A 25,154-nucleotide genomic window follows, 5' to 3' on the forward strand; every position below is an offset into this window, starting at 1 on the left:
CAGGCACAGGCAGAGAGACTGAGGAGTTCAGGAGTCCAGCGGCTTCCACCGGCCGGCACGCCGGCCCAGCAGATTGACCAGGCCGTTCAGGGCGGCGGCGATCACGCTGAGCACCACCAGGGTGGCGAACACGCCGTCGGTGTCGAACTTCGACGAGGAGTCGCTGATCAGGTAGCCCAGGCCGCGGTTGGAGGCGACGAGCTCACCGATGACGGCACCGATGAGCGCGTAGGGGATCGACACCCGCAGGCCCGTCAGCAGGCCGGTGAGGGACGCCGGGAGGGTCACCTTCAGGGCGATGTCGCGTCGTCCCCCACCCATCAGCCGCACCGCGTCCACCAGACCGCGGTCGACCTCGTGCACCCCGACCGCGGTGTTCAGGAACACCAGGAAGAACACCGTGACGGCCGCCAGGAGCACCTTCATGTCGGTGCCGATCCCGAACCAGACGATGAACAGCGGCGCGAGAGCCACTTTCGGGATGGAGTACAGTGCCATCACGAACGGGTCCAGGACGTCCCAGAGAATCCGCAGCGGGGCCAGGAGGTAGGCCAGCAGTGCGGCGGACCCGGCGCCCAGGAGGAAACCCAGCACGATCTCCTTGAGCGTGATCCAGCTGTTCGACCACAACGTGCCGTCGTCCACCCAGTCACCCAGCCGGGACACGATGCCGCCGGGCGAGCTGACGAACTGCGGATCCAGCACGGGACCCGAAAGCACCTGCCAGGCAACGACGAACACCACGGTCAGCGCGGCCCGCCAGCCCCAGACCAGGGTGCTGCGCCCGTGCCGCTGCCACCAGGTGCGCCGGGCGGGCACCCGCACCGGCCCGGACCGGGCGGAGGTGGCGGCGCTCATCGGGCCCCCTCCTTCAGCGCGGACGAGAGCTGCCGGTGCAACTGGACGAACCGGGGGTCCACCCGGACGTCGTCGGGGTCACGCGGGCGCGGCAGGCCGACGCGCTGGTCGAGCAGCACCGCCCCGACCCGGCCCAGCACCACCACCCGGTCGGCCAGGACCAGCGCCTCCTCGATGTCGTGCGTCACGAACACCACCGTGCGCCCGCTGCCCTGCCACAGACGCAGCAGCTCACCCTGCAACTCCATCCGCAACTGGGCGTCCAGGGCGCCGAAAGGCTCGTCCATCAGCAGCGTCTCGGGTTCGCCGCAGAGCATCCGGGCCAGGCTGACCCGCCGCCGCATCCCGCCCGACAGCTCCCGCGGGTAGTGCTTCTCGAACCCGCGCAGCCCCACCAGCTCGACCAGGTCCAGCGCCGCGCGCCGGCGCGAGCGCCGGTCGTCGCCCCGCAGCTCACGGGGCATCTCGATGTTGCGGGTGACGTCGCGCCAGGGCATCAGCGTGTCGTGCTGGGTGAGGTAACCGATCCGGGTGTCCGGCCCGGTCAGCGGCGCGCCGTGGTATCGGATCGTGCCGGTCGAGGGCCGGGTCAGCCCGGCCAGCAGGTTCAGCAGGGTCGACTTGCCGCAGCCGCTGCGCCCGAGCAGCACCAGGAACTGGCCGGGCTCGACCCGCAGGTCGTACTCGCGCAGCGCGACGATGTCCTCGTTGCCCTTGGGAAAGAACTTGCCCAGTCCCTGGACCTCGAAAACCGGCCCGGACGTCGTCGTCCCGGCCCGTTCCGCCATCGGGTGAGGTGCGCTCACAGCCGGTCCTCCCTCTCCCGCAACCCGTTCACGTCGTAACTGAACTCCCCGTCCGCGTACCGTGCGCGCGCCGCGGCCTCCCGCGCCTGCCGCGCCAGCGCCGCCTCCAGCACCTGCGCGACCCGCGCCGCCGGCACCACACAGGCGCCGTCGGCGTCCATCAGCACCACGTCACCGGGCTCGATCCGCTGGCCGCCGACCGTCACCGGCACGTCGATCTCGCCGGGCGTGTCCTTGACCGCCCCCCGCACGCGCCGCCACCGCGTCCACACCGGCAGCCCCAGATCCCGCACGTCCGCGACGTCCCGCGTCGAGGCGTCCACCAGAACCCCCGCCGCCCCGGCGACCCGGGCCTGGGTGAGCAGGAGATCACCCACCAGCGCCACCGGCCGGGGCTCGGGCATGGTCAGCACCAGCACCTCCCCGGGCCGCACCGCGGGCATCACCTTGTGCACGGCCCAGTTGTCGTCCTGGGCGCAGGCCGCGATCCGGGCCGGGCCGGCCACCGACGTCCCCGGCAGCAGCTGCTCCAGGTCCACGTCGATCAGCCCCCGCCGCCCGGCCGCCTCGTACACCGTGGCCACCCCCAGCGCCGCCAGCTGCTCGTAGACGCCGGGCCCGCTCACAGCTGCCCCACCACGTTCGGGACCAGACGCTGGAACGCCTCGGCCTGCCGGATCCCCTGGTTGCCGGTCACCTTCCGGGCGTGATTGCCGCGGTGCTCGGCCCGCTCGGCGTAGTACTGCTGGAGATACCGCTGCGCGGCCATGGCTTTCATCGCCTCCTTCTTGCGGTCGAAGACGTCGGTGATGTCGAGGAACACGCTGGGCACGAAGCCGCACAGCTCGGGCTGGTGCGGCTCGAACACCAAAAACTCGGTGGGCGGGGCGGTGCGGAACCCGCTGTCCACCCCCGCCCCCGACGTCAGCAGCCGGGCCTGCGCCACCGCCTGGTGCGCCATCGGGTGATCGGGGTTGAACGGATCCCGGTCCGGATGCGTGAGCACCACGTGCGGCGCCAGATCCCGGATCAGCTCGGCCAGCCGGTCCACCGCCTCCGGCGTGATCCGCAGCGGGTAGTCGCCCAGGTCGAAGGCGACCAGCGAGGCCCCCACCGCGGCCGCGGCCGTCTCCGCCTCCTGGTGCCGGATCCGCTTGACCTTCTCCTCGGTCTGCCCCTCCTGCTTCCACAGCTCACCGGACTCGCCGCGCTCGCCGTACGACAGGGCCACGACGACCGACTCACCGCCGGCGGCGCTGTTGCGGGCGATCGCCCCGGCGGCCCGCCAGACGAAGTCGGCGCTGTGGGCGCCGACGACCAGGAGCCTGCGCGCGCTCATGCCGCGCTCCCGAGCGACGTGGCCGACGGTGCGGCGATCCGGCGGGTGTTCTCCACGGCCATCAGCCGCACCTCCTCCTCGGAGAAGCCGTTGGCCAGCAGCCGGTCGGCCATCAGGGCCAGGCCGTCCTCCACCGGCGGGTTGAACGGCTGCCCGAGATCGCTGGACAGGAGCGAGTTCTCGGGCCCCACCTCACGGATGTGCCGGTACAGCAGGTCCCAGCTGATCTTGCCGCTGTGCGGGGTGGTGAAGCAGCGCTCCATCAGCGCGCCGTACCCGGCCAGCTCGCGCTGGGCCGGCACCGGTACCTGCTGGGAGGTGAACTCCGGGTGGGTCACCACGATCCGGCGCACCCCGGCGTCGTGGGCCGCGCGGACGGTGGCCAGGATCTCGGCGCCGGACAGGTGCCCGGTGGCCAGCACCATGTCGTACTTCGCGACGACCTGGAGCACCTGGCGCACGGCCGGCAGCACCTCGCCGTCGTCGTCCACCACGTCGATGGCCGGGGCCATGATGCCCTCGCGCGCCAGCTCGGTCTGGAGCTGCGCCCACATCGGCGGGGTCGCCCCCTCCGGGGCCTGGGCGTGGCTGTCGCGCTGGTTGCGGCAGTCGACGGTCGGCATCCACACCACGCGGGCGCCGCTGCGCCCGGCCAGCTCGACGGCCACCGGGTTCAGGCCGCCGACCGACGCGTTCAGGGTGACGGCACCCAGGGCGTCGACACCGGGGACGACGGTGCGCACCACCTGCGCCCGCTCGGCGGTGGGCAGGTAGTGCGACTTCAGCACGAAGCCGGCCAGACCGACGTCCTGGAAGCGGCGGGCCAGCGTCACGTCGTCGATGCGGCGGCGCATGACGTCGGGGGCGACGTGGATGTGGGTGTCGTAGGCGCCGGCGACCAGTTCACGGGCCCGGACGCTCGGGGCGGGGTGCCCGTCGTCCCCCGTCGGGTCGTGGTCGGGCTGGGTGTGCTCGGGATCGCTCACGGGAGAACCTTTCGGAGGTTACGGATGGTCGGGCGGTTCGTGCCCGGCCAGGCCGGCCAGCAGATCGCGGCTGGCCGGGGCGATCCGGGCGGGGACCCCCAGATCGCGCAGAAGAGCTGTCGCGGCGTCCATCTCGTGGGAACGGCGCAGGGCGTGCTGCCGCGACCCGGCGACCAGACGCCCGAGGGTGGACGCGTCGGCGGCCTCCAGTTCCTGGGTCAGGTGCCGCTCCAGCCAGTCGCGCAGGCCGGCCTTCTCCGCCGCGGTCAGGGCCTCGACCGCGGCGGCGGCCATGCCCTTGTAGAAGACGCTGCGCAACAGTTTTCGGGTGGCCGCGTCGCCGGCGGGCCCGTCCAGCACCGTGACCTGGGCCCCCAGGGGAGTCAGGAGCTGCGCGTACCGCGCCGCGCCGTCGCCCGCGGCGAGCATCGGGGTGCGCAGCCCGCGGCCGGGCACGGGGCTCATCAGGGCGACGTCGGCGAAGCGCCCCGGGGGCAGTACCCCGGCGATCTCCTGCTTGGCCCGGGCCGAGGTGGTGTTCAGGTCGGCGAACACGGCCTGCTCACCCAGGCCGGGAGCGGCGGCCGCCGCCGCGTCGCGGGCGTCGTGGGCGCTGTTGGCGCTCAGCACCAGGTGGGCGCCGGTGACCGCGCTGCTCTCGCCGGCCAGCAGCCGCACGCCGGCCGGGCCCGCGGAGCGGACCCTCGGGTCGTACCCGCGCACCGTGGCGCCCGCTGCCACCAGGTCGGTGGCGATGGCGGACCCGGCCTCACCGAGGCCGAGCAACGCGACGACGACGTGCATTTCGCGCCTCCGAATCGTCAACAACATTGTCAACAATTTTGAGCATCGCGCAGAGGCGGGACGAATGCAAGAGGGTCCGGCGGGCGGGATGCGGCACGGGTGCCGTCCGGGCGTGGGCCCGAGCCCGGTCCGGAGCCGGCGGCCCAGGGCGGGCGGCCGGGATCGGCGCCCGGGACCGTTCCCGAGCCTGGTGTCTCGCGTCTGGCACCGCCGCTCGGCGCCGGGCCCGCGGCCTGCCCTGGCGCCCACGGCCACCCCGCCTACTCTGGCCGGATGAGGCGCAGCGTCTACGACGACGACCACGAGGCGTTCCGGGGATCGGTGCGGGAGTTCCTGCGGCGTGAGGTGCTTCCGCACACCGAGGAGCACGCGCGGGCCCACGGGTTCGGCCGGGACCTGTGGCGGGCCGCCGGCAAGCAGGGTCTGCTCGGGCTGGAGGTGCCGGAGGAGCACGGCGGTGCGGCGGCGGGGGACTACCGGTTCAACGCGGTGCTGGTGGAGGAGCTGGCCGCGGTGAACCTGGCCCTGGCCTCCAGCCTGAGCATCCACTTCGACGTGGTGGCAGGCTATCTCGCCGGCCTGACCACCCCGGAGCAGCAGGCCCGCTGGCTACCGGGCATCGCCTCCGGCGAGAGCGTGGCGGCGATCGCGATGACCGAGCCGTCGGGTGGCTCCGACCTGGCGGCACTGCGCACCAGCGCGGTGCGCGAGGGCGACGGCTGGCGGATCAACGGCTCGAAAACCTTCATCACGAACGGATACTCGGCCGACCTGATCCTGGTCGCCGCCCGCACCACGCCGGATGCCGGGGCCCGGGGCATCTCGCTGTTCGTCGTCGAGGCCACCCGCGAGGGCTTCTCCCGCGGCCGTCGCCTGGACAAGGTGGGCATGCCCGAGGCCGACACCGCCGAGCTGGTGTTCGACGACGTGCTGGTGCCGGCACAGAACCTGGTCGGCACCCTGGACCAGGGCTTCCGGCAGATGATGGTGAACCTGCCCCGCGAGCGGATCGGTGCGGCCGTGGCGAACCTGGCCCACGCCCGCGCGATCCTCGACGAGACGCTGGTCTACGTGAAGGACCGGGAGGCGTTCGGGCAGCCGATCGGCTCGTTCCAGCACAGCAAGTTCCTGCTCGCCGACCTGGTCACCCGCGCCGAGGTGACCCAGGCCTACGTCGACCGGTGCGTGATCGCCCATGCCGAAGGGGATCTCACCGCCGTCGACGCGGCCAAGGCCAAATGGTGGACGGCGGACGTGCAGGGCCAGATCCTCGACGCCTGTCTCCAGTTGCACGGCGGCTACGGCTACATGAACGAGTACCGCGTGGCGCGGGCGTGGAAAGACGCCCGGGTGACCCGGATCTGGGCCGGGTCGAACGAGATCATGAAGGAGATCATCGGCCGCGACCTGGGTCTGTGACGGACCGCTGGAGGACTCGGGTCACGGTTCATAGCCGTAGGTTTCGAGCACCAGGGCGTACCGCTCGGCGAAGGCCGCCCGCATCCGGGGGCTGAACCGCTCCCGCCAGCCGCCCTGGCCTCCCGAGTAGAAGCTCCAGGACGCCTCCGAGTACAGCTTGCGGGCCACCTCCAGGGGGTCGCGCCCCGACCCGAGGTGGTCGAGAACCCGCTGCACCGCGGCGGTCTGGGCCTGCTCGCTGCCCCCGCCCCGGGGCCCCACCAGCTCCTCGTAGCGCACCCGGACCACGTCCGGGTGACGCCACAGCCAGATCGCGTCGGCGAACTCGGTGACGGCCGGGAAGTGCGGGTCGGTCAGGGCGGTCTCGATCTTCTCGTCCCAGGTGCCGCAGCGGCCGAGGATGCGGTGGTAGATCTGGCGTTCGGCGAAGTTGCCGAAACCGTTGGCCGTGCGGCCCTCCAGGAAGTTGATGAGCGAGATCAGGCAGTCGCGGGGGTCACGCACGTTCAGCACCACCGGCGGGCCCTGGCCGGCGAACCACTCGTTCGTGAACTGCCCGTCGAAGTGGCCGGGTACGAGCTGGTGCCAGTACCAGGCGATGCCGGCCGGGGTGGCCGAGAACGGCGAGGTCCAGAAGTCCCCGGCGGACACGATCGCGGCCGGGTCCTGGAGCAGCCCGGCACCGTAACGGCTCAGCACCGGCTGGCCGAAGCGCTGGTACCAGGCGAAGAGCATGCCGTGCCAGGCGCGGTCGGTCAGCCGGGCGAACTCCTGCGGGCCGGCCTGCCGGCACCGCTCGTACGTGGCGTCGTCGTAGACGGTGCGGGCCACGGCGAGCCGGGTGCCGTGGTCGAGAGCGGGCGTGTTGCGCTCGTTCTGCTTGATGGCGCCCACCGAGGTGTAGCCGAGCTCGATGAGCAGCTCCTGCACCAGATGGGTTCCGGACTTCTGCGGTGAGACCACCACCGCGCGGGAGGCGTCGGGCACGGGACGGATCACTGCTCCTCGGGGGCCAGGCCGGCCCGGGCGAACGCATCGTGGGTCTGCGCGTCGTCGAGTATCCCCATCGAGGCGAACAGCCGCACCGTGTTGACGGACGAGCGCCGGATCCCGCCGACCACGGCCGCGGGCGAGAACGAGTCGCCGATGATCTCGCGGATCTCCGCCTCCGGCGTGCCGACCGCCCGCAGCGCGTTGGCCGTGGGGGTGGTGGCCGGCTTGAGCGAGCGCAGGATCAGGTCGGGCAGCCACCGCGCCACCATCTGCCGCTCCGATACCGACAGCGTGCCCCACAGACGCTTGAAGAACGCCGAGAAGTACGCGTGGTGGGTGCCCTCGTCGACGGCGTGGTCCTGGACGATCTCGCGGACCTCGGGGATCAGCGTCGGGTCCTTGGGGACGTCCAGGAGGATGCCGGTCACCAGGGTCTCGAAGGTGACCACCTGCAACAGCTGGACGAGCCGGCCGTGCCCGGGGTAGTCGTGCCCCACGGCGTCCAGGCCGTCGAGGTACTCGTCGAAGTCGTAGGGCACGGCGTCGATGCCCGAGCGGGCCTCCAGCTGCCTGACCATGTCGAGGCTGTACAGCGAGTGGTAGCCCTCGTCGACGTAGATCTGGAACGCGCCCTGCTGCACGTCCGGCGGGCACTCGATGCCGGCCCGGCCGGTGGAGATCAGGTGCGTGGCCCGGTTGACCACGCCGACCTCGAAGTGCGCGGTGAAGTTGAGCCACTGGAACAGGTACTGGGCCTCCAGGTAGCGGGCCAGCTCGGGGTCCTTGAGCACCCGGGGGTGTTCCATGTGGGGGATCAGGTGCCGGGGGAAGAACGAGTACCGGTCCAGGTCCTCGCCGGGCCGCAGCAGCCGGCGGGGGGTGCGCCGGACGCCGGCCTTCTCGTACCACCGCTGGAAGGCCAGGACCTCGTCACTGGGCACCGGCGGCCTGCTTCGTGTCGTCCCTCGTCCACAGCTGCCCGTCCGACCACACCGCCGGGATCCGGCCCCAGTCCAGGGCCGAGGCCACGTCGGGGAAGAAGCCGCTGCCGTTGAGGTTCGCGCTGGTGTTGCACAGCACCGGGACGCCGCTGATCGCGTGGTAGGCCTCCAGCAGCGAGCGCAGCACCGGATCGGCGTCGGCGGGCACGGTCTGGAGCCGGGCGGTGCCGTCGAGGTGCACGACCGCCGGGATGCGGCCGAGCCACTCGGCGCGCACGTCGTGGTCGAAGAGCATGTACGGGTCGGGGGTGCCGGGGCTGAAGATGTCGGGGGCGTACTCCTCCAGGCAGATCGGGGCCACGGGCCGGTAGGGCTCGCGTTTCTTCACCTGGTTCAGGGTGTCCTTCATCGCCGGGTCGGTGGCCGTGGCCACGATGCTGCGCCCGCCCAGGGCCCGCGGGCCGAGCTCGGCGCGCCCGCTCAGGAGCACCACCGGCTCACCGCTCTCGTGCAGCTGCTGGGCGAGTTCCTTGATGGTGCAAGGGGTTACGGTCCAGCCTGCGGCGGTGTACTGCTGCCGGACGCTCTCCGGCATCGCCGTCAGGGCGGGGCCCAGGCGCACGTTCCAGTCCAGTCTGCGGGTGCCGTCCGTCAGGTACGCGGCGATGGCGGCGTTGCCCAGGGCCGAGCCGGCGTCGTTGGGGAAGGGCGGCACCCACAGCGAGGCCACGCCGGGCTCGGCGCGCAGGCGGCTGTTCCACTTGATGTTCAGCGCGCAGCCACCGACGAAGGCCAGGTGCCAGGGGCCGGGTCCGAGGTGGCGGCGCAGGGCGGCGGAGGTCCGGGTCACCAGATAGTCCTCGAGGAACTCGTGCACGGTGGCCAGCACGTCCTCGTCGCGGGCGGTGCCGCGGGCCTCCACCCGGGCGCGCAGTTCGGCGAAGTAGTCGTGGAAGAAGCGGTGGGACGGCTCGGCCGTGCTGCCGATGCCCCTGATCTGCCGGCGGTAGGCCACGGCCCGTTCGCCGTCGCCGTCGAAGTGCTCCAGGGTGAGCTCGGCGAGGTCCTGGTACACGCCCTCGTCGCGGCGGCCCAGCGCGATGTAGGCCATCAGCTTGCCGGCCACGGACAGGTCGTCGTTGCTGGTGGACTGCTCGGCGCGGCGGTAGGGGCCGAAGTGGTGGGCGGCCATCGCGTAGCAGTGCCCGATCAGGTGGCCCACCGGGCCGAGCGGGCGCACCCGGCCCTGCGCGTCGGCCGCGTACAGGCGGGGGAACAGGCCACCGTCCCAGACCAGCACGGCGCTCGCCTGGTCGGCGGGCAACGGTGAGGTGGCCAGCGCCGAGTACACGTGCCCGGCGATGTGCGGGTGGCTGGTGACCTCGAACGTGCGGCCCGCCAGGGTGAGCGGGTCACGCCGGGCGCCGGCCAGCAGATCGTCCTGGCCGTCCGGCTCGGCGTAGCCGTTGAGGGGCACGGTGGCGCCGTCCAGCTGCGCGGACGACGACTCCAGGCCGTCCCATCCGTCGACGACGACGGATTCCACGTCGTGAATGGTGAATCCGTGATCGGCGAGCATCCGGATGATCAGTTCGCTGCTCGGCAGCGCGCTGTAGCGGGGGCGGTTGCCGAGTTTCTCCACCTCGGTGGAGAACAGCAGCTCCCCGTCCTGGACGGCGGCCACGCCACCGTCGTGGGTCAACTTCAGGCCGATCCTCAGCATGACCGTTGTCTCCATCGGTGATTGAGGCAGCTCAGACTCCTGCTGACGCGGGAAACGCTGCCCGAACGGGAAAACCCGGATGTCCGAAGCCGTACCCTTCTCGTTCTCCGGCCGCGACGAGATCCGCACGCCAGACGAAGATCGTTGACGTGCGGCAGCTTTGACGCAGCCGGAAAGGAGAGGTGGGGGCCGGGCAGGGCCACCCGCCGATGACTGAACGGCGTCGCCCAGTGACACTAAGCTGTGAATGGACGTTGTGGCAACCGTTACGGACAATCGGGCAGTTTCGACGGTAACCCGACGGGAATTCGTCGGGAAAAAGATGCGGCCCGGTTCCGCCGCACCAGTACGGTGATGGTGTGACCCGGAACGCGATCCGTCGTGCCACCGGTGGTTTCGTTGGTCCCGCAACGAAATTCGGATTACCGTCAAGTCTGTGCAGGACTGCGCTAGGAGGCACATCCGATGCGGCGAAGGGCCGTCGTCTTCCTCACCGGCTTCGGTGTACTGGGACGCAACCACGACTACATCACCGACACCCGCCGCCGGGGCCTGGTGCCCCTGCTCGTCACCCCGGAGAGCTTCCGCGAGTCGGTCGCGGCGGCACGCGCCCACCCCGGCCACGTGGTGCACCGGATCGAGGAGATCCGTTTCGTGACGGGCCGTCTCGACTCGCCGGAGAGCTTCACCGGCGAGGTCGCGGCGGTGGTCTCGGCCTGGGAGCGTGATTACGAGTTCGTCGGGGTGTGCGCCGTTGGCGAGGTGCTGGTCGAGCAGGCCGGCCTGGTCGCCGACCGCTACGGCCTGCCCGGCCCCGGGCTGCGGGCCTCCCGGGTGTGCCGCAGCAAGGTGCTGCAACGCTGGTACCTGCCGCAGTACGCACCCGGTCACCAGGTCGTCCCGCCGGGGGCCCGGGCCGTGGCCCGGCTCGACGGTCTGCGGTATCCGGTGGTGGTGAAACCCGTTTCCCGGCACTCCAGCTCGGGTGTCGTCGAGGTGGCCGACCCGGCGGCGTGCCGCGAACTGCTGGCCGGCTACCCGGCGCACGAGACCCTGCTGGTCGAGGAGCGCGTGAGCGGGCCCGAGTTCTCGGTCGAGGCCCTGGTGCAGAACGGCGAGGTGGTGTTCGCCTCCGCCACCGCCAAACGCACCACCGAGAGCACCGGCGGCGGCTTCACCGAGCTCGGCCACAGCCTGCCCTACCACGGGGAGCACGAGAAGGTCCTGATCTCGGCCACCCACGACCTGCTCCAGGCCCTGGACTTCCGCGACGGCATGGCCCACGCCGAGTGGCGGGTGGCGCACGACGACGGCCGGCCGGTCCTGATGGAGGTCGCGGCCCGCACCCCCGGAGACGCCCTGCTACTGCTCTACCGGCTGGCCACCGGGCGCTCGATGGAGGAGGCGGTCCTGCGGATCAGCCTGGGCGAGCCCGCGGACTACCCGCTGCCGCGGCGCAGCGCCCGGCAGGTCTACGTCGAGCACCCGGCCGGGGCGGTCCTGCGCGACGTCACCTACGACGGCCCGGCCGATGAGCCGGTGCGGCAGCCGGTCTGGCTGGCCGACGCCGGGGGCCAGTGGCCGCAGCTGCCGGCCGCCTCGGGTCTGCGGGCGGTGTTCGTGCTGGTCGGGCGCGGCACCACGCTGCGGGCGATCGGCAGCAGCGACGACCGCGCCGTCACCTTCGTCGTCGACGGTGCCGACGAGGCCGAGCTCGACGCCCACGAGGCCGCCGTCACCGCCGGCCTGCACGTCGGCTACCAGCCCGCCGGTTCCCCCGAGGCGGTCGGCGCCCCGTGAGAACCGGCGTCCTGCTGCGGATCTGGGCCGGTGACACCGGGGCACGCACCGGTTTCCAGATCTTCCAGTTCCTCCTGCCGGTGGTGGCCGTCACCTCCACCACCGCCACCGCGACCGAGGTGGGGCTGCTGGGCGCCGTGCAGTTCCTGCCGGTCGTGTTGTTCTCCCTGGCCGCGGGCAGCCTGGTGACCCGCTTCGACGCCATGCTCCTGCTGCTGGTCAGCAATGTGCTGCGGCTGGCGGCGGTCGGCTACCTGACCGTGGCCGCGCTGGCCGGATCGCTCGGGCTGGGCGACCTCATGCTGGCCGGGTTCGTCGTGGGCACCGCCACCATCGTCTACGACGTCACGTTCCAGTCCACGGTGCCCCGGGTCGTCGGCCCGCAGTCCCTCCAGAGGGTCAACGGCCTCTTGCAGGGCAGCATCTCGGTGGTGCAGATGGGGGCGCCGGCCCTGGCCGGGTTCCTCGTCGCCGGGCTCGGCGGAGCCGGTTCGTTCGCCGTCCTCACCGGTGTCTTCTTTCTGGTGGCGGCTGGTTTCGCCACCCGGACGGTGAACACCGGCGGCATCGTGACCACCCCGGTGTCGGTCGTCGAGGGCCTGAGATACACCTGGCGCGACCGGTACGTGCGGGCGATCTGCACGCAGTCGGCCGTCTTCAACCTGCACGAGCAGGCCTTCATGACGGTGTTTCTGGTGTACGGGCTGCGCGAGGTGGGCCTGGGCAGCGGCGCGATCGGGTTCGCCGTCGGCGCGTCCAGCCTCGGCTCCCTGCTGGGTGCCCTGGTGGCCGGCCGCCTGGCCCGGGTGTTCCACTTCGGCCGGGTGGTGTCGTTCTCGCTGCCGGCCGCGGCCCTCGCCCTGCTGCTGGCCTCGCTGCTGCCGGCCGGGTACGTGCTGCCCGCCTTCGCCGTCGCCCTGGCGGTCAACGGGTTCGCCCTCGGCCTCTACAACGTCAATGCCGTGTCGCTGCGCCAGATCACGCCCCCGCCCGAGTTCCTCGGTCCGGTGACGGCGGCCTACCGCATGCTGTCGTTCGGCACCATCCCGCTGGGCGCGCTGATCGGGGGCATCCTGCTGGACCTGGTGCCCGGCCGGGTCGCCCTCACCGTCGTGGCCGTCTCCCTGCTCGTGCTGACCTGCCAGATCTTCGCCACCCCGGTGAGGTCGCTGGCGTTACTGCCCTCGCCGGCGGTCCCGCCCGGCGAGCCGATGACGGAGGCCGTCGATGGCTGAGGTCCACTGGTTTCCCTCCGTCGCACAGGTCCCCGAGCGGTGGTGGGACGACGACGCGGCCGTGCCGATCGACCGGCGCAGGCGCTTCCGCCGGTTCCGGGACGTCGTCGAGGGCGAGCACACCTTCGTGCTCTCCGTCGGGTCGCCGGGCGATCCGGTGATCACCTGCGGCCACGTCAGCTCGCCGGCCTCGGGGCTGTTCAGCGACCCGTGGAAGCTCTGGAGCAGCGACCAGTTCCTGCGCCTGGACGGCGTCGCGCCGGACGAGGCGGCGGCGATCACCGCCCACCGCGACGCGCTGCTGGCCCGCCTGACCGGTGGCGACGCCGGCGTCGTCGCCGGGGGAGCGGGTGTCCTGCACGAGCGGCTGGGTGGCGCTCTCGTGGTGCGCGGCCTGGACTCCAGCGAGGTGCTGCACGCCGGTGGTGCGCCGGCGTCCTCCACGGAGGCCGCCACGACGCTGCGCGAACTCCAGCGCAGAGCCTCGGACAGCGACCTCGGGGTGGCTTTTCCGTATGTCGACCGCGCCGACGCCGGGCTGCTCGCCGCCCTGTCCGAGACCGGCTTCGGGCTGGGCTCGGTGACGGCCACCAACATCTTCGACCTGCCGCCGCGCGACTCCTTCGACGATCTGCTGGGCCCGTTGCCCGGCCGGGTCCGTTACCGGTTCCGTAAGGAGTGGAAGGACTTTCACGCCCAGGGCCTGACCCTGGAGGAACTCGGCATGGAAGAGCACGTGCACGACGTGGTCGCGCTGGAGACCGGCAACCGGGTCAAGCACGGCGGCACCGCCGACCAGCAGCGGCTGATCGGCGTGCGCCTGGCCATGGCCCGCCTGCTCGGCGGCAATCTGCGGGTCAAGGGCGTGCGCGACGACCGGGGCGAGCTGATCGCGTGCAGCATCGACCTGGTCGACGCGGACCGGCACCTCGGCATGGTGTTCGGCCAGCACGAGACCCGCAGCAGCGAGCTGGTCTACCCCACGCTGGTGTACGCCTGGCCGCTGCGGCAGGCCGTCGCGGCGGGGGCGACGCAGGTGCGCATGGGATTCGAGGCGTTCGCTCCCAAGACGTTGCGCGGAAGCCGTCTGGAACGGCGGGTCTTCGCGTTCTGGCACCCCCGGCCGGCCGTGCGTGCGGCCGCCGGCGAACTGCTGTCGTTGCTGGACGAGCGGCTGTCGCGGGGTGTCCTGGACGGTGCCCGCACCACCGAGAGCGCGGGCCGGCACTGGTCCTTCGCCGGTGCGAAGGCCTGAGAACGGATCAGCTGCGGTCAGATCCGGGGGTCGAGCAGCACCTTGGCGTGCTCGGTACGACCGGAGTCCAGCTCGTCGAGCATCGCGGACAGCTGACCCAGGCCGATCGTGCCGGTGTGCAGGTCCGAGACCCGCACCGAGCCGTCGGCGATGGCGCGCTGGGCGCCCAGGAAATCGTCCCTGGTGTAGGCCAGCGACCCGATCACGGTGAGTTCACGGATCTGCCAGTCGCCGTAGCTGACGGTGGAGTCGGTCATCGGGAACCCGAGCAGCGACAGCGTCCCGCCCCGGCGTACCAGTTCGGCGGAGGGCTGGAGAAGCGCTGCCGCACCGGTGCATTCGTACAGGACGTCGGCGCCCAGGCCGTCCGTCAGCTCCAGCACGTGTGCCCTCGCCGCCTCACCGGGGGCGATGACGTCGGTGAACCCGAGCTTGGTGGCGGCCTGGCGGCGCTGCTCGTTGGGCTCGATCACCAGCACGTGCCCGGCCCCGGCGTGCCGGGCGTGCTGGGCGGCCAGCAGCCCGATCGGCCCGGCGCCCTGCACCACGACGATCGCGCCGAGCGGCTGGTGGGTGCGGCGCACCGCGTGGAAGGTGACGGCGGTGGGCTCGACCAGCGCGGCCTCGATGTCGCTGAGGCCCTCCAGCACCGGCATCACCCGGCGGGCGGAGACCACCATCGACTGGGCGAACGCGCCGTGCGCCGGTGAGCCCGGGGCCACGCCGTTGGCCTCGGCGAAGGCCAGGTCGCAGTGGCCGGGGTGGCCGGCCTGGCACTGGGCGCAGACCCCGCACGCCGCACCGACGCTCGCGATCACCCGGGTGCCCACGGGCAGGCCGGTGACGTCGTCGGCGGTGGCCGCGATCACGCCGGTCCACTCGTGGCCGAACACCGAGGCCGGGATCTGCCCGCCGCTGGTGTAGTTGTGCGTGTCGGTGGCGCAGATCCCGCAGTAGGTGATGCTCACCTCGACCATGCCCGGATCCAGCGCGGCGGGCGCCTCCTCCTGGCGGATCGTGAGACTGGAGACACCGTTGACCTGGGCGAACGAGGTAGTCACGATCGCAGCATATGCCTGCGCCCGGCATTTGTGCGACAGGTGTCGATTTACCCCCGACCTGCTGCCGGCCTGATGTGGGGGGCTCACATCGTGATCGCGGCCTCCACCTCGCGCTCGAACAACCGCGCCGGGTCCAGGTCGAGATAGGTGAGCGAGCCGGTCAGCTCCAGGCTGAGCACGCCGTGCATGCGCGTCCACATCACGACGGCCCGCTCCAGGGGGGTGTCCTCCTGCCGGGCGGTGCGGGTGGTGCGGGTGGGCAGCTCGGCGACGACGGCCGCGATGAGCTCCAGCGAGTGCAGGGCGGTTTCGGTGGTGTCGGCCGGGGCCCGGTAGCCCGGCACCGGCGTGCCGAAAAGCAGCAGGTAGCGCTGTGGTTCGGCGAGGGCCCAGTCGCGGAAGGCCGCCGCCATGGTGTGCAGGCGCCGGGCCGGCGGTAGTGAGGCGCCGTCCTCGGTGGTCCGGGTGAGGGTCTGGGCCAGGTCGGTGTAGCCGTCGCGGATCAGGGCGGTGAGCAGGGCGTCGCGGCCGGCGAAGTAGCGGTAGAGGGCCGGGCCGCTCATGCCCATCTGCCGGGCGATCGCGTTCAGGGAGATGCCGGTGGTCCCGGACTCGGCGAGCTGCCGCATGGCCAGCTGCTTGATCTCGTCGATCGCCTCGCGGCGGTGGCGCTCGCGTCGTCCGCCCGCCGCGGCTGGCATCGGTCTCCCTCGGAAGTTCGCCCTTCGTGTGCCGGGCCATCGTATCTTTGTTATACCCTCTAACTAATGCGAGAGGTCGTAACCGAGGAGGCTCGTCGTGAGTGATCATGTGGTGGTGCTGGGGGCCGGGAGTGGGCTGGGGGCCGTGATCGCCCGGCGCCTGGTCGCGGAGGGGCGCCGGGTGACGGGGGTGACCCGTTCCGGCAGAGGGGTTCCCGGCGGGGTCGTGAGCCGCCGGGCCGACGTGCTGGACCGGGCGTCCCTCGTCGAGGTCTGCGAGGGGGCCTCCGTGGTCCACCTGGCCACGAACGTCCCCTACCCGGACTGGGCCGCCCGGTTCCCGGTGATGGTCGACAATGCGATCGCCGCCGCCGAGAGGTCGGGTGCGAAACTGGTTTTCGCCGACAACCTGTACGCCTACGGCCCGGTCGACGGGGTGATCACCGAAGCCACCCCCGAGCGTCCGGCGGGCCCGAAGGAGAAGCTGCGCGCGCGGCTGCGGCAGACGTTGCTGGGGGCTCACGCGTCAGGACGGGCCCGGGTGACGATCGCGGGCATCAGCGACTACTACGGCCCGGACGCGCACAACACGCTGCCGAACGAGCTGCTGCTGGCACCGCTGGTGCGCGGGCGCAACCCGGTCTGGTTCGGCCCGCGCGAGCTGCCGCACACCTTCGGGTACGCGCCCGACACGGCGCGCGCCCTGATCGTGCTGGGTGACGACGCCCGCGCCGACGGCCGGGTCTGGAACACACCCGCCGCCCCGACACTGCCGGTCTCGCGGTTCGCGGCACTCGCGGGGCAGGTGGCCGGGCGTGAGCGCCGGCTGCTGCGGATGCCGGCCGCCACCGTCACCCTGATGTCCCTGTTCGACCGGCGCCTGCGGGGTTACGGCGAGCTGAACCATCAGCGCACCCGGCCGTGGGTCGTCGACCACTCGGCCTTCGAGCAGGCCTTCGGGCCCTTCCGGGTGACCGGGCACGAGGAGGCACTGCACGACACGATCGGGTGGTACCGGGCCCGGTAGAGGTTAGTCTGGGCCCGCGGTGAGGGGGCGAACATGGTCGAAGGGGACCGCTACCTGCGGTGGCTGTGGGACGAGCAGAGCCGGTGGTCGCAGCGCGCCGACGAGCTGAAGGCCGGGGTCAACCGGAACCGGCGGGACGTCCTCGTACTGGTGGTCGCGGCCGCGGTGCTGGTCACGGCCTCCGGGCCGCTGGCCGAGGTCTCTCCGTGGATCAGCCGGATCGCCGTCGGGGCCGCCCTGGTCTGCGGTTCTGCCGCTGCCCGCAAGCGGATGAGCCTCGGGCGCGACCGGCTGGCGGCCTGGACGAGAACACGCTCGGTGTCCGAGAGCCTGAAATCGCTGACGTACACCTACCTGGCCGGCGTCGGTCCCTACCGCGGGGACGGCGCCGACGAGACGCTGAAGTCGGCTGTGTCCGAGTTGCTGCGGTCCGGCAGCGATCTGGCTGCCGGGGCCAGCACCCAGGCAGCCGTACCGCGTGACCTCCCGGCTGTGTGGGATGTCGCCTCCTACGTGACGCAGCGGGTCGATCGGCAGCGCGACGGGTACTACGAGAAGCAGTCCCGTGTCATGGGGGACCGGGCGGACCGGTTCAGCCGGATGGAGAGTCTGTTCTTCTACATCGGCGCCGTGTTGTCGGCGGTGATCCTGATCTTTCCCGGCCCCTGGCTGGCCCCGTGGGTCGCGGTGCTCACCACCGTGAGCGGAGCGGTCGCGGCCCACGCGGCGGTGCAACGGTACGGTGCCCTCCAGCTCGAATACGCACAGGCCGCGCATGAGCTGGAGCGGCTGGTCAGCTCCCGGCGGGCTCTCGGCGGCCTGACGGCCGAGCAGCTGGCCGCCGAGGACGACGGGTTCGTGGCCGCGGCCGAGAGCGTGATCTCGAACCAGAACGAGGCCTGGATGGTCAGCAGCCTGGACGCAGCCCAGACCTCCGAGAAGAAGACCAGGGAAGCGGTGACCACGGTGACGCAGCAGGCGCAGTCGGCAGCCAGGAAGGCGTGACGCCGATCAGCCCCACCACCCGTCCTCCGGCCGCATCCGGAACAGCACGTGGTTGCCGCCCTGGTCGCCGGCGACCAGCAGACCCGTGGGCCGGTGCACCTGTGCCCAGGCCGCGTCGAACTCCATGGGCAGCAGGCCGATCTGGCGCCCGCCGGCCCAGATCCGCACGGTCTTGTCGTCGGCGGCGGAGACCAGTAGATCCGCGCCGGCGGGGTGGGCGCATCGCACCGGCCCGGCGTGCCCTTCGAGCCAGCGCACCTGCCCGCCGGAGGTACCCCACTGGCCGATGCGGCCGTCCCATCCGGCCGAGGTGATCGGCCGGTCGGCCGGACCGCCGGCCAGCCGGAGCACCTGGGCCCCGTGCCTCCCGTCCTGCTCGATCGCCGCGCCCCAGCCCTGCCGGAACCACCAGGTCAGCACCCGGCCGTCGGCCGTGCCGATCGCCGCGACGTGTGCGTCCCCCACCCGTTCCAGATGCGCGGCGGTCGTGGTGCACGGTTCCGGGAGCTCCAGCCGGTGCGCTCTCCCGGTCCCGGTGTCGAACAGATCGAGATGGGCGGACCCGGCCACCAGCAGCAGGCCGTCCGCCCCGGCCAGACGGACACGGCCGGGGCCGGCGGCGAGACGATGGCGCGGGCGGCCGGTGCGGACGTCCCAGACGACGACCTGACCGTCGGGGGCATCCGTCGCCACCTGGTCCGCGCCCACCGCGCAACAGTGCTCGGCCCCCGGATGCAGCATGTCCGGAAGCGGCTGCGGTTCGCCATGATTCATCAGGTGGCGGTGAATCGTGCCGCCGTTCTCCAGCGTCACGATCACGTCGCCGACCCGGGTGGCGTCCATGCAGATGTCCCTGGCGGTCAGTACCGTGCCTCGTCTCCGGCCGGTCTCCGCCTCCACGGTGTGCAGGTAGCCGTAGGCGTCCAGCACGACGACGGTCCGGGCGTCGTCGAAGAACTCGATCAGCTGGACGGCGTGGGAGTAGGTGTCTTCCGGTTCTGCGACGGCATCGGGTTGCGGTCGCCACACCAGCGCGACACCGTTCTGGCCGATGGAGGCCGCGAGCCTGCCGTCCGGGCTGATCGTCACGCCCTCGGTGGCGAGCCCGTGCCGCTTGGAGGCCGCGACGAGTGAACGTTCCCGCAGATCGTAGACCAGAACGATGCCGTTCATCAGGCCCGCCACGGCGATCCTGAAGTCGTCGTCCACCGCCAGGGACAAGAGCCCGATGGCGGTTTCCGTGTCGAAGCGCGGTAGCGACGGCCCGTCGGGGCGCAGATCCTCGGTCCACAGCTGCATCTCACCGCCCCGGCCGCCGGTGAGAACCCGCCGTCCCTCGGAATCGACCGCGCAGTGCCGGATCTCGTACGCCTGCTGGTGCGGGGCCCGAACCTGGGTGCCGTCGGCGAGGTCGTACCGGTGGAGCCGGCCGTCCAGGGTGCCGACCACGACCGTGGGCGATGACCTGGCTACCGAACAGGCCTGCGCCAGAACGGTCCCGGGTAGCGCGCGGGTCTCCTCCCAGCCGGGTCGCCACAGGTGGCAGGCATGGCCGTCGGTCACGGCCACCGTCTCGCCGTGGCCGAACGAGGTGTTCTGCACCCGGCCGGCCAGGGGGAGACGGACCTGGTCCAGCGCCACGGCCCGCAGCCCGTCCCACCGCCGGCGCCGGATCACGCCGTCCCGTTCCACGGTGACGATCGCCGGGGCATCGGGATCTCCGGTCACCGCGCAGCCGGACACCCGGGATCCGTGCCGGCCGAGCGAGGCCAGCCAGGTGCCGTTGCGCGCGTCCCACAGGTGGGCGGAGTTCTCGTAGGAGCCGGTCACCAGCAGCTTCGCGTCCTCGGACAGGCCGCAGCTGCTGCCGCGAGGGTGAGCCCGCAGCATCTGCTCGAGCCCCCGGGGTTCCCGGTGCGCGACGACCGGCTCCAGCCAGCGCTCGCCGTTGCCCGCCCGGCGTTCCTCCTCCTTCTTCACCCATTCCACGGCGGCCGGTGGCCCGAACCGCATGCGGCCGGCGATCTGCTGCCAGAACAGGCCCGGCCGTAACTCCAGCAGGTCCGTCTCGGCCCGTAGGGCGTCCGCGAGGTCCACCGGCAGCCCGGAGGTGTTCCCCCGGGCCCGGTTCAGTTCTGCGAGCCGGCCGGCGCACGTGCGGACCCCGCCGAACCGTCGAAAGCCCTGGTCGTCGGCCGCCTCACTGACCCCGACGGCCTCGGCCGCGCACTCCAGGTACTGCGGGTCGGTGAGCACCTCGGTCTGCCGGTCGTCCTGCCCGGAGGCGATCAGGTGCACCACGATCTGCTGGAGGGCGCGCGGGTCACCGGTCTGCCAGGTCCCGCCGGGCCGGGCCCGGCGCCAGAACATCTCGGCCAGCGACGCGTGCACCAGCGACGGGTCCTCCGCGTACGGCCGGGTTCGCGCGGCCTGATCGGTCAGCTCGCGGTGGAAGAACGACAGCAGCCCCAGGCCGTCGTCGTCGCGGGTGGTCAGGTAGGCCTGGAGGTCCGAGCGCAACAGGGCCCACAGCACCGTGGGTACCTGCGGTGGCTGCTCGTCGATCTCCTCCTGCCACCGCGCATGGCTGCGCGATCTCGCCTCGCCCATCACGGTCGCGTCGTGGGAGAGAGCGTCGAGCATCTCCTGCTCGGTCAGGCCGGCGCCGGAGGCGGCGAGCAGCCCCAGAGCCCGGCCGACGAGCGCGGGCCCGTGCGCCTTCGCCGCCGAAAGCCGCTCGTACAGGCGGGTGATCAGGGCATCCAGCTGTGGGGGAAGCCCCGCGGGAACCTGCTGTGAGGTCCAGGTGCCGGCCTCCTGCACGGCCAGACGCATCCACAACGGACGGCCCTCGACCGCGAACGCGTCCAGAAGTGGGCCGGCCTGCCCGGGCTGGAGGGTCCGGCCGGTCTCACCGAGCCACCGGCGCAGCAACCGAGCGCCGTCGGACCGCGACAGTCCGGTCAGTCGCAGGTGCTGGTGCTGGCGCGACGAGCCGCGCAGAGATCGGGCGTCGCGGGTGCTGAGCACGATCCGGACGTGGCGGGGCAGCGGGTCGGGAAGCCAGAGCAGGTCGTGCGGACGGTGGACGTCCGACAGCTGGTCCAGAGCGTCGATGTACAGGCGGACCGGGCGGTCCGCCTGCTCCAGCAGCTCGTGGAAGGCCTCGACCGTCTTGTCGTAGGTCACCAGCGGTCGGCTCTTCCCGCCGAGGCCGACGGCGAGCTCGTGCACCAGATCCTTCAGCACACTCAGCAGGTCACTGGTGCGCGGGCCGGTCCCCAGCAGGCGCAGGACGGTCAGGGTGCCCGGTGACCGCGAGCTCGCGCACGCAGCCGTGATCAGCGCGGTCTTACCCGTGCCCGCCTCGCCGTCCACCGTCATCAGACCGGGGCCCGGCTCGTCGGCGAACGCGGCCAGCCGGGCGAGCTCCCGGCCGCGGGCGACCAGGTCCGGGCCGGTGCCGGGGCCGGTGCCGGGCACGGCGACGAGGGCGGGAACGGTGGCCCCGGTCGCGAGCGTGTGCTCGATGCGCTCGAGGAACCAGGTGTGGACGATACCGGCGACCGCTTCGGGGGTGGTCGCCGGGTCTCTGTCGAAGACCTGACCGGGGTCCACCCGAGCGCGCACGTACTCGTCGAGCTCCCAGGCAGGGGCGTCGCCGGCGGCGTTCATCACGGCGAACATCCCCGGTGCCGGGCCCTCGGCGGGCAGGGCGGCATCGACCTCCTGCTCGGTCGCCGAACGCCGGTAACGGCCGCGGTCGCGCGGATCCAGGTTCTGCGAGGCGTGTGCGAAGGCCTGGTGCAGCGTCTCTTCCGTCTGCCGCCAGGCCTCCCGGTTCTGCTCAGGGCCGGTGCGTGGCATCAGCCGGTAGGCGTGAGGCAGTGCGTTGAGGTCCAGCTGGTACCAGCGGTCCACCAGCAGACGTTCGTGGCCGGTGAAGTGCCCGCGCAACCGCTCCATGTCGGCGTGCGGCACCGTGGTGGGGACCGGGAGCCAGCCGCGACGGCGGGCACCGAGGTAGAGGAAGTTCAGTTCCGGTGACGCCTGGCGGCACCGCTCCACCTCGCCGAGGCAGACATCCATGGTGCGCTGGTCGTGCGATGCCTGCGGGCTGATGCCCCAGCGCAGGTCGACCGGCTGGAAGTGCACACCCCGCCGGGCGCATTCGCGGGCCAGGGGATCGAAGGCCAGACGGCGCAGCTGCCGGCGTTCGGCCGCGATCTGCTCGGTGAAGGGGGAACTGACGAACACCCGGAACGTGCGGGCCAGCATGGGCACGGGGCGAACTCCTCCGTCGGTGACCGGGCTCCCGGAACCTTCCGGTCGCCTGATCCGAACGGTACGTCGAGGATGTCGCGGTCGCGCTGCCGGAGGGTCGTGGACGAGGGGTTCTCAGTCCACCGGGCGAAGGACGCCCAGGCCGAGCACGGTGGGAAGATCAGGGAGCTCGGGAAGGTCGGAAGGGCGCACGCGGCGGCGGAAGAGCTTGCGGAGGCGGCCCTTCCTGCCCTCCACGGTGGGGGAGAGGGCCGAGAGGATCTCGCGGTCGACGGCGGTTGGTCCGGTGGGAAATTCCTGCTCGATGTAAGCCTCTACCAGCCGCCAGCTCTCGCGGGTGGAGGCCATGGCGGTCAGGCGGTGTGCCGCCGGGCCCGGAAGGTGTTCCTGCATGGAAAAAAGTCTGCCGGAGAGGTTTGAAACTCGGGCAGGAATGGAAAAGTAATGGGTCCCCTCTTCTGGGGGTGACCTGGCAGAACCCGGCGACCGGGTGCGTCACCGGGCCCTGCCGGGCCGGGATCAGCGAGCCTCGCAGGCCACGCCGTCCTTGTCGCGGTCGAGCTTGGTGTTGGCGTTGTAGATCTTGGTGCGGACCGGGATCAGCCTGGTGGCGACCGGGGCGGTCTTACCGCGCACCTTGTCCTTGGCGCCCTTCTTGCGCAGGCCGTGCTCGTAGTCCTGGTGCAGGGCGGTGCAGTTCTTGTACTTCTTCGCCGCCGCCGCGGGGGCGATGGTTCCGGCCTCGGCGGCACTCGCGCCGGCCAGGCCGAGCATGCTCAGGCACAGAGCGGTGACACTGATTGTTGCAATGCGCTTCATGGCGGTGACAGTAGGGCAACCTCGCGCGCCCGCGGGGGCGAACGGGAAAGTCGTGACCAGGGTCCTGGGTGGACCCGCACGGGACACAACCGCCCACCGTCCCCTACCGTCCTGCCGTGAGCACACCGGACGGCCGCCGGCCCGATCTCAAGCTGTCCGGCCGGCTGGCCCTCGACCGCGCCGTCGCCGCCCTGGAACAGCTGATCGGCGGGATCACCACCGGCTCGCTCGCGCTCCTGGTGTCGTTCCTGGTCCTGGTCACGGCCGTGCTCTGCGTGGCCGGCGTGGGACTCCTGCTGGCCCCCGTCGTCCTCCAGTTCGTGCACCAGGTGGCCGGCCGGGAACGCGCCCGGCTGACCCGGTGGGGCGCACCCGTTCTCGGCCCGGGCGAGCAGATCGTGGACCTGCGCGCCGCACTGGCCGACCCGACCACCCGCCGCGAGCTGGCCTGGCTTCCGGTGCACGCCTCGCTCGGCCTGCTGCTCGGCCTCGTCGGTCTGCTGCTGCCGCTGTTCGCGGTGCGCGACGCCACTTTTCCGCTGTACTACCCCCTGCTGCCCGAGGGCTACGCCGGGGCCTCGGTGTCGATCGGCGAGCTCGCCGACATCCGGACCTGGCCGATGGTGCTCGTCGTGTTCATGATGGGCCTGGGCTGGACCGCGGTCATCATCGGCCTGACCCCCGCGATGGCCCGCCTCCAGGCCCGCCCGGGACGCCGGCTGCTGGCCCCGCCACCCGGCACCGACCTGACCGGCCGGATCGCCGAGCTCACCTCCTCGCGCGCGGCCGCCCTCGACGCCCACGCCACCGAGCTGCGCCGCATCGAGCGCTCGCTGCACGACGGCACACAGAACCGCATCGTCGCCGTCACCATGCTGCTCGGCACCGCCCGCCGTGCCCTGGCCCGCGACGACCGGGCCGCCGCCGAGCAGGTTCTCGCCCAGGCCCAGGACGCCGCCGAGGACGCGCTCGCCGAGCTGCGGGGCGTGGTGCGCAGCATCCTGCCGCCGGTGATCGAGGACCGCGGCCTGGCCGGTGCGCTGTCGGGACTGGCCGCCAACTGCGGGGTTCCGACGGCGGTGGACGTCGACGTGCCCGGGCGCTGCCCCGCCTCCACCGAGGCCACGGCCTACTTCGTGGTGGCCGAGGCACTGACCAACGTGGCCAGGCATTCTGGGGCCGGTTCGGCCACTGTTAGGCTGCGCCGCCGTGACGCGCGACTGCTGATCGAGATCACCGACGACGGCCGCGGCGGGGCCGACGAGTCCAACGGCTCCGGGCTGGCGGGCCTGCGCCGGCGGGTCGAGGCCCACGACGGCAGCGTGGTGGTGAGCAGTCCCGCGGGTGGACCTACGGTGCTGAAAGTGGAGTTGCTGTGCGGATCGTGATCGCCGAGGACGACGCCCTGCTGCGCGAGGGCCTGGCGTCGTTGCTGCGGGCGGAAGGCCTGGACGTGGTCGCCACGGCGCCCGGGCCGGAACAGTTCCTGACCGCGGTGGACGAGCAGCGACCGGACGTGGCCATCGTCGACGTGCGGATGCCGCCGACCCACACCGACGAGGGCATCGTCGCGGCGGTCGAGGCCCGTCGCCGGCACCCGGACCTGGCGGTGCTGGTGCTGTCGGCCTACGTGGAGCAGTCGTTCGCCACCGACCTGCTGGCCGGCGGCGCGCACCGGCTGGGCTACCTGCTGAAGGAGCGGGTCGGCCGGGTGGAGGAGTTCCTGGAGGCGCTCGGCCGGGTGGCCGAGGGCGGCACGGCCATCGACCCGGAGGTGGTGGCCCAGCTGATGACCCGGCACCGGTCCGATCCGGGGATGGAGCGGCTCAGCCCCCGCGAGCGCGAGGTGCTGGCGCTGATGGCCGAGGGCCTGGGCAACACCGCGATCGCGGCGAAGCTCGTGGTCACCGACGGGGCCGTGCACAAGCACATCCGCAGCATCTTCGCCAAGCTCGACCTGGCGCCCACGGACCACACGGACCGCCGGGTGGTCGCCGTCCTCAAATATCTGGAGAACGGCGACCGGCGCTGAACTTTCTGTCATCCGGGTGCCCGGCGTTCCGTCGTCGTCCGTGAGGCACAACCATGGACGACGGAA

At 72.1% G+C, this 25,154-nt stretch carries 22 protein-coding genes; 8 read left to right on the plus strand and 14 right to left on the minus strand.

Annotated elements, in window-relative coordinates:
• Positions 1–27: 27 nt before the first annotated feature.
• Genes KIH74_RS05040 through KIH74_RS05065 form a run of 6 tightly spaced genes read right to left on the minus strand, consistent with a single transcriptional unit; the run spans position 28 to position 4,793 of the window.
• On the minus strand, positions 28–858 hold the full coding sequence (locus KIH74_RS05040) for an ABC transporter permease (RefSeq protein ID WP_214154577.1): 831 nt from the start codon (positions 856–858) through the stop codon (positions 28–30).
• Positions 855–1,664, minus strand: coding sequence for an ABC transporter ATP-binding protein (locus KIH74_RS05045; protein ID WP_214154578.1), 810 nt, complete (start codon positions 1,662–1,664; stop codon positions 855–857). The genes KIH74_RS05040 and KIH74_RS05045 overlap by 4 nt, the downstream gene beginning before the upstream one ends.
• A complete protein-coding gene (locus KIH74_RS05050) occupies positions 1,661–2,290 on the minus strand; it encodes an RraA family protein (RefSeq protein ID WP_214154579.1) in 630 nt (209 codons plus the stop codon). The genes KIH74_RS05045 and KIH74_RS05050 overlap by 4 nt, the downstream gene beginning before the upstream one ends.
• Positions 2,287–3,003: a PIG-L deacetylase family protein gene (locus KIH74_RS05055; RefSeq protein ID WP_214154580.1), complete on the minus strand. Its 717-nt coding sequence runs from the start codon at positions 3,001–3,003 to the stop codon at positions 2,287–2,289. Before KIH74_RS05055 ends, KIH74_RS05050 begins: the two co-directional genes overlap by 4 nt.
• Complete coding sequence (locus KIH74_RS05060) at positions 3,000–3,989, minus strand: DUF6282 family protein (protein ID WP_214154581.1); 990 nt, start codon at positions 3,987–3,989, stop codon at positions 3,000–3,002. The genes KIH74_RS05055 and KIH74_RS05060 overlap by 4 nt, the downstream gene beginning before the upstream one ends.
• 18 nt (positions 3,990–4,007) lie before the next feature.
• On the minus strand, positions 4,008–4,793 hold the full coding sequence (locus KIH74_RS05065) for an NAD(P)-dependent oxidoreductase (RefSeq protein ID WP_214154582.1): 786 nt from the start codon (positions 4,791–4,793) through the stop codon (positions 4,008–4,010).
• A gap of 273 nt (positions 4,794–5,066) precedes the next feature.
• Between KIH74_RS05065 and KIH74_RS05070 the strand changes: the two genes are divergently transcribed.
• Positions 5,067–6,212, plus strand: a complete 1,146-nt coding sequence (locus KIH74_RS05070; RefSeq protein WP_214154583.1) for an acyl-CoA dehydrogenase family protein — start codon at positions 5,067–5,069, stop codon at positions 6,210–6,212.
• A 21-nt stretch (positions 6,213–6,233) separates the two neighbouring features.
• On the opposite strand, the gene KIH74_RS05075 is transcribed toward KIH74_RS05070, so the two are convergent.
• Genes KIH74_RS05075 through KIH74_RS05085 form a run of 3 tightly spaced genes read right to left on the minus strand, consistent with a single transcriptional unit; the run spans position 6,234 to position 9,866 of the window.
• A complete protein-coding gene (locus tag KIH74_RS05075; RefSeq protein WP_214154584.1) occupies positions 6,234–7,199 on the minus strand; it encodes a hypothetical protein in 966 nt (321 codons plus the stop codon).
• Positions 7,200–7,207: 8 nt separating this feature from the next.
• Positions 7,208–8,146 carry a diiron oxygenase gene (locus KIH74_RS05080; RefSeq protein WP_214154585.1) on the minus strand — a complete coding sequence of 313 codons (939 nt, stop codon included), beginning with the start codon at positions 8,144–8,146 and terminating at the stop codon, positions 7,208–7,210.
• Entirely contained in the window at positions 8,136–9,866 is a 1,731-nt protein-coding gene (locus KIH74_RS05085; RefSeq protein WP_372492004.1) for a carbamoyltransferase N-terminal domain-containing protein, read from the minus strand. Before KIH74_RS05085 ends, KIH74_RS05080 begins: the two co-directional genes overlap by 11 nt.
• A gap of 468 nt (positions 9,867–10,334) precedes the next feature.
• Between KIH74_RS05085 and KIH74_RS05090 the strand changes: the two genes are divergently transcribed.
• The 3 genes from KIH74_RS05090 to KIH74_RS05100 are packed head-to-tail and all read left to right on the plus strand — an operon-like array spanning position 10,335 to position 14,159.
• Positions 10,335–11,669 carry an ATP-grasp domain-containing protein gene (locus tag KIH74_RS05090; protein WP_214154587.1) on the plus strand — a complete coding sequence of 445 codons (1,335 nt, stop codon included), beginning with the start codon at positions 10,335–10,337 and terminating at the stop codon, positions 11,667–11,669.
• Positions 11,666–12,904: an MFS transporter gene (locus KIH74_RS05095; RefSeq protein WP_214154588.1), complete on the plus strand. Its 1,239-nt coding sequence runs from the start codon at positions 11,666–11,668 to the stop codon at positions 12,902–12,904. The genes KIH74_RS05090 and KIH74_RS05095 overlap by 4 nt, the downstream gene beginning before the upstream one ends.
• Positions 12,897–14,159, plus strand: a complete 1,263-nt coding sequence (locus tag KIH74_RS05100) for a hypothetical protein (RefSeq protein ID WP_214154589.1) — start codon at positions 12,897–12,899, stop codon at positions 14,157–14,159. The genes KIH74_RS05095 and KIH74_RS05100 overlap by 8 nt, the downstream gene beginning before the upstream one ends.
• A 17-nt stretch (positions 14,160–14,176) precedes the next feature.
• On the opposite strand, the gene KIH74_RS05105 is transcribed toward KIH74_RS05100, so the two are convergent.
• Both KIH74_RS05105 and KIH74_RS05110 read right to left on the minus strand, forming a co-directional pair.
• Positions 14,177–15,220: a zinc-dependent alcohol dehydrogenase gene (locus KIH74_RS05105; protein ID WP_214154590.1), complete on the minus strand. Its 1,044-nt coding sequence runs from the start codon at positions 15,218–15,220 to the stop codon at positions 14,177–14,179.
• Between the two features lie 83 nt (positions 15,221–15,303).
• Positions 15,304–15,921 (minus strand): TetR/AcrR family transcriptional regulator, encoded by a 618-nt coding sequence (locus tag KIH74_RS05110; RefSeq protein ID WP_214154591.1) that lies wholly within the window; start codon positions 15,919–15,921, stop codon positions 15,304–15,306.
• 97 nt (positions 15,922–16,018) lie between these two features.
• On the opposite strand from KIH74_RS05110, the gene KIH74_RS05115 reads away from it, so the two are divergent.
• A complete protein-coding gene (locus KIH74_RS05115; protein ID WP_214154592.1) occupies positions 16,019–16,948 on the plus strand; it encodes an NAD-dependent epimerase/dehydratase family protein in 930 nt (309 codons plus the stop codon).
• Positions 16,949–16,981: 33 nt separating this feature from the next.
• On the plus strand, positions 16,982–17,953 hold the full coding sequence (locus KIH74_RS05120; RefSeq protein ID WP_214154593.1) for a DUF4231 domain-containing protein: 972 nt from the start codon (positions 16,982–16,984) through the stop codon (positions 17,951–17,953).
• A 6-nt stretch (positions 17,954–17,959) separates the two neighbouring features.
• On the opposite strand, the gene KIH74_RS05125 is transcribed toward KIH74_RS05120, so the two are convergent.
• The 3 genes from KIH74_RS05125 to KIH74_RS05135 all read right to left on the minus strand — a co-directional run bounded on the left by KIH74_RS05125 (position 17,960) and on the right by KIH74_RS05135 (position 23,056).
• A complete protein-coding gene (locus tag KIH74_RS05125; protein ID WP_246571689.1) occupies positions 17,960–22,231 on the minus strand; it encodes an NACHT domain-containing protein in 4,272 nt (1,423 codons plus the stop codon).
• Between the two features lie 120 nt (positions 22,232–22,351).
• On the minus strand, positions 22,352–22,630 hold the full coding sequence (locus KIH74_RS05130; RefSeq protein WP_214154595.1) for a hypothetical protein: 279 nt from the start codon (positions 22,628–22,630) through the stop codon (positions 22,352–22,354).
• Between the two features lie 126 nt (positions 22,631–22,756).
• Positions 22,757–23,056: an excalibur calcium-binding domain-containing protein gene (locus tag KIH74_RS05135; protein WP_214154596.1), complete on the minus strand. Its 300-nt coding sequence runs from the start codon at positions 23,054–23,056 to the stop codon at positions 22,757–22,759.
• Between the two features lie 116 nt (positions 23,057–23,172).
• On the opposite strand from KIH74_RS05135, the gene KIH74_RS05140 reads away from it, so the two are divergent.
• Together KIH74_RS05140 and KIH74_RS05145 are read left to right on the plus strand one after the other, a co-directional pair.
• Positions 23,173–24,444 carry a sensor histidine kinase gene (locus KIH74_RS05140; protein WP_308113604.1) on the plus strand — a complete coding sequence of 424 codons (1,272 nt, stop codon included), beginning with the start codon at positions 23,173–23,175 and terminating at the stop codon, positions 24,442–24,444.
• On the plus strand, positions 24,432–25,088 hold the full coding sequence (locus tag KIH74_RS05145) for a response regulator transcription factor (protein ID WP_214154597.1): 657 nt from the start codon (positions 24,432–24,434) through the stop codon (positions 25,086–25,088). Before KIH74_RS05140 ends, KIH74_RS05145 begins: the two co-directional genes overlap by 13 nt.
• Positions 25,089–25,154: the final 66 nt, after the last annotated feature.

It is taken from the genome of Kineosporia corallincola, assembly GCF_018499875.1.
GTDB lineage: Bacteria > Actinomycetota > Actinomycetes > Actinomycetales > Kineosporiaceae > Kineosporia > Kineosporia corallincola.

Bases quoted from the DNA above. Each gene is read 5' to 3' on its own strand.
- KIH74_RS05040 (WP_214154577.1), bottom strand. From the start codon at position 858: ATGAGCGCCGCCACCTCCGCCCGGTCCGGGCCGGTGCGGGTGCCCGCC.
- KIH74_RS05055 (WP_214154580.1), bottom strand. From the start codon at position 3,003: ATGAGCGCGCGCAGGCTCCTGGTCGTCGGCGCCCACAGCGCCGACTTC.
- KIH74_RS05065 (WP_214154582.1), bottom strand. From the start codon at position 4,793: ATGCACGTCGTCGTCGCGTTGCTCGGCCTCGGTGAGGCCGGGTCCGCC.
- KIH74_RS05070 (WP_214154583.1), top strand. From the start codon at position 5,067: ATGAGGCGCAGCGTCTACGACGACGACCACGAGGCGTTCCGGGGATCG.
- KIH74_RS05090 (WP_214154587.1), top strand. From the start codon at position 10,335: ATGCGGCGAAGGGCCGTCGTCTTCCTCACCGGCTTCGGTGTACTGGGA.
- KIH74_RS05100 (WP_214154589.1), top strand. From the start codon at position 12,897: ATGGCTGAGGTCCACTGGTTTCCCTCCGTCGCACAGGTCCCCGAGCGG.
- KIH74_RS05110 (WP_214154591.1), bottom strand. From the start codon at position 15,921: ATGCCAGCCGCGGCGGGCGGACGACGCGAGCGCCACCGCCGCGAGGCG.
- KIH74_RS05120 (WP_214154593.1), top strand. From the start codon at position 16,982: ATGGTCGAAGGGGACCGCTACCTGCGGTGGCTGTGGGACGAGCAGAGC.
- KIH74_RS05125 (WP_246571689.1), bottom strand. From the start codon at position 22,231: ATGCTGGCCCGCACGTTCCGGGTGTTCGTCAGTTCCCCCTTCACCGAG.
- KIH74_RS05130 (WP_214154595.1), bottom strand. From the start codon at position 22,630: ATGCAGGAACACCTTCCGGGCCCGGCGGCACACCGCCTGACCGCCATG.
- KIH74_RS05135 (WP_214154596.1), bottom strand. From the start codon at position 23,056: ATGAAGCGCATTGCAACAATCAGTGTCACCGCTCTGTGCCTGAGCATG.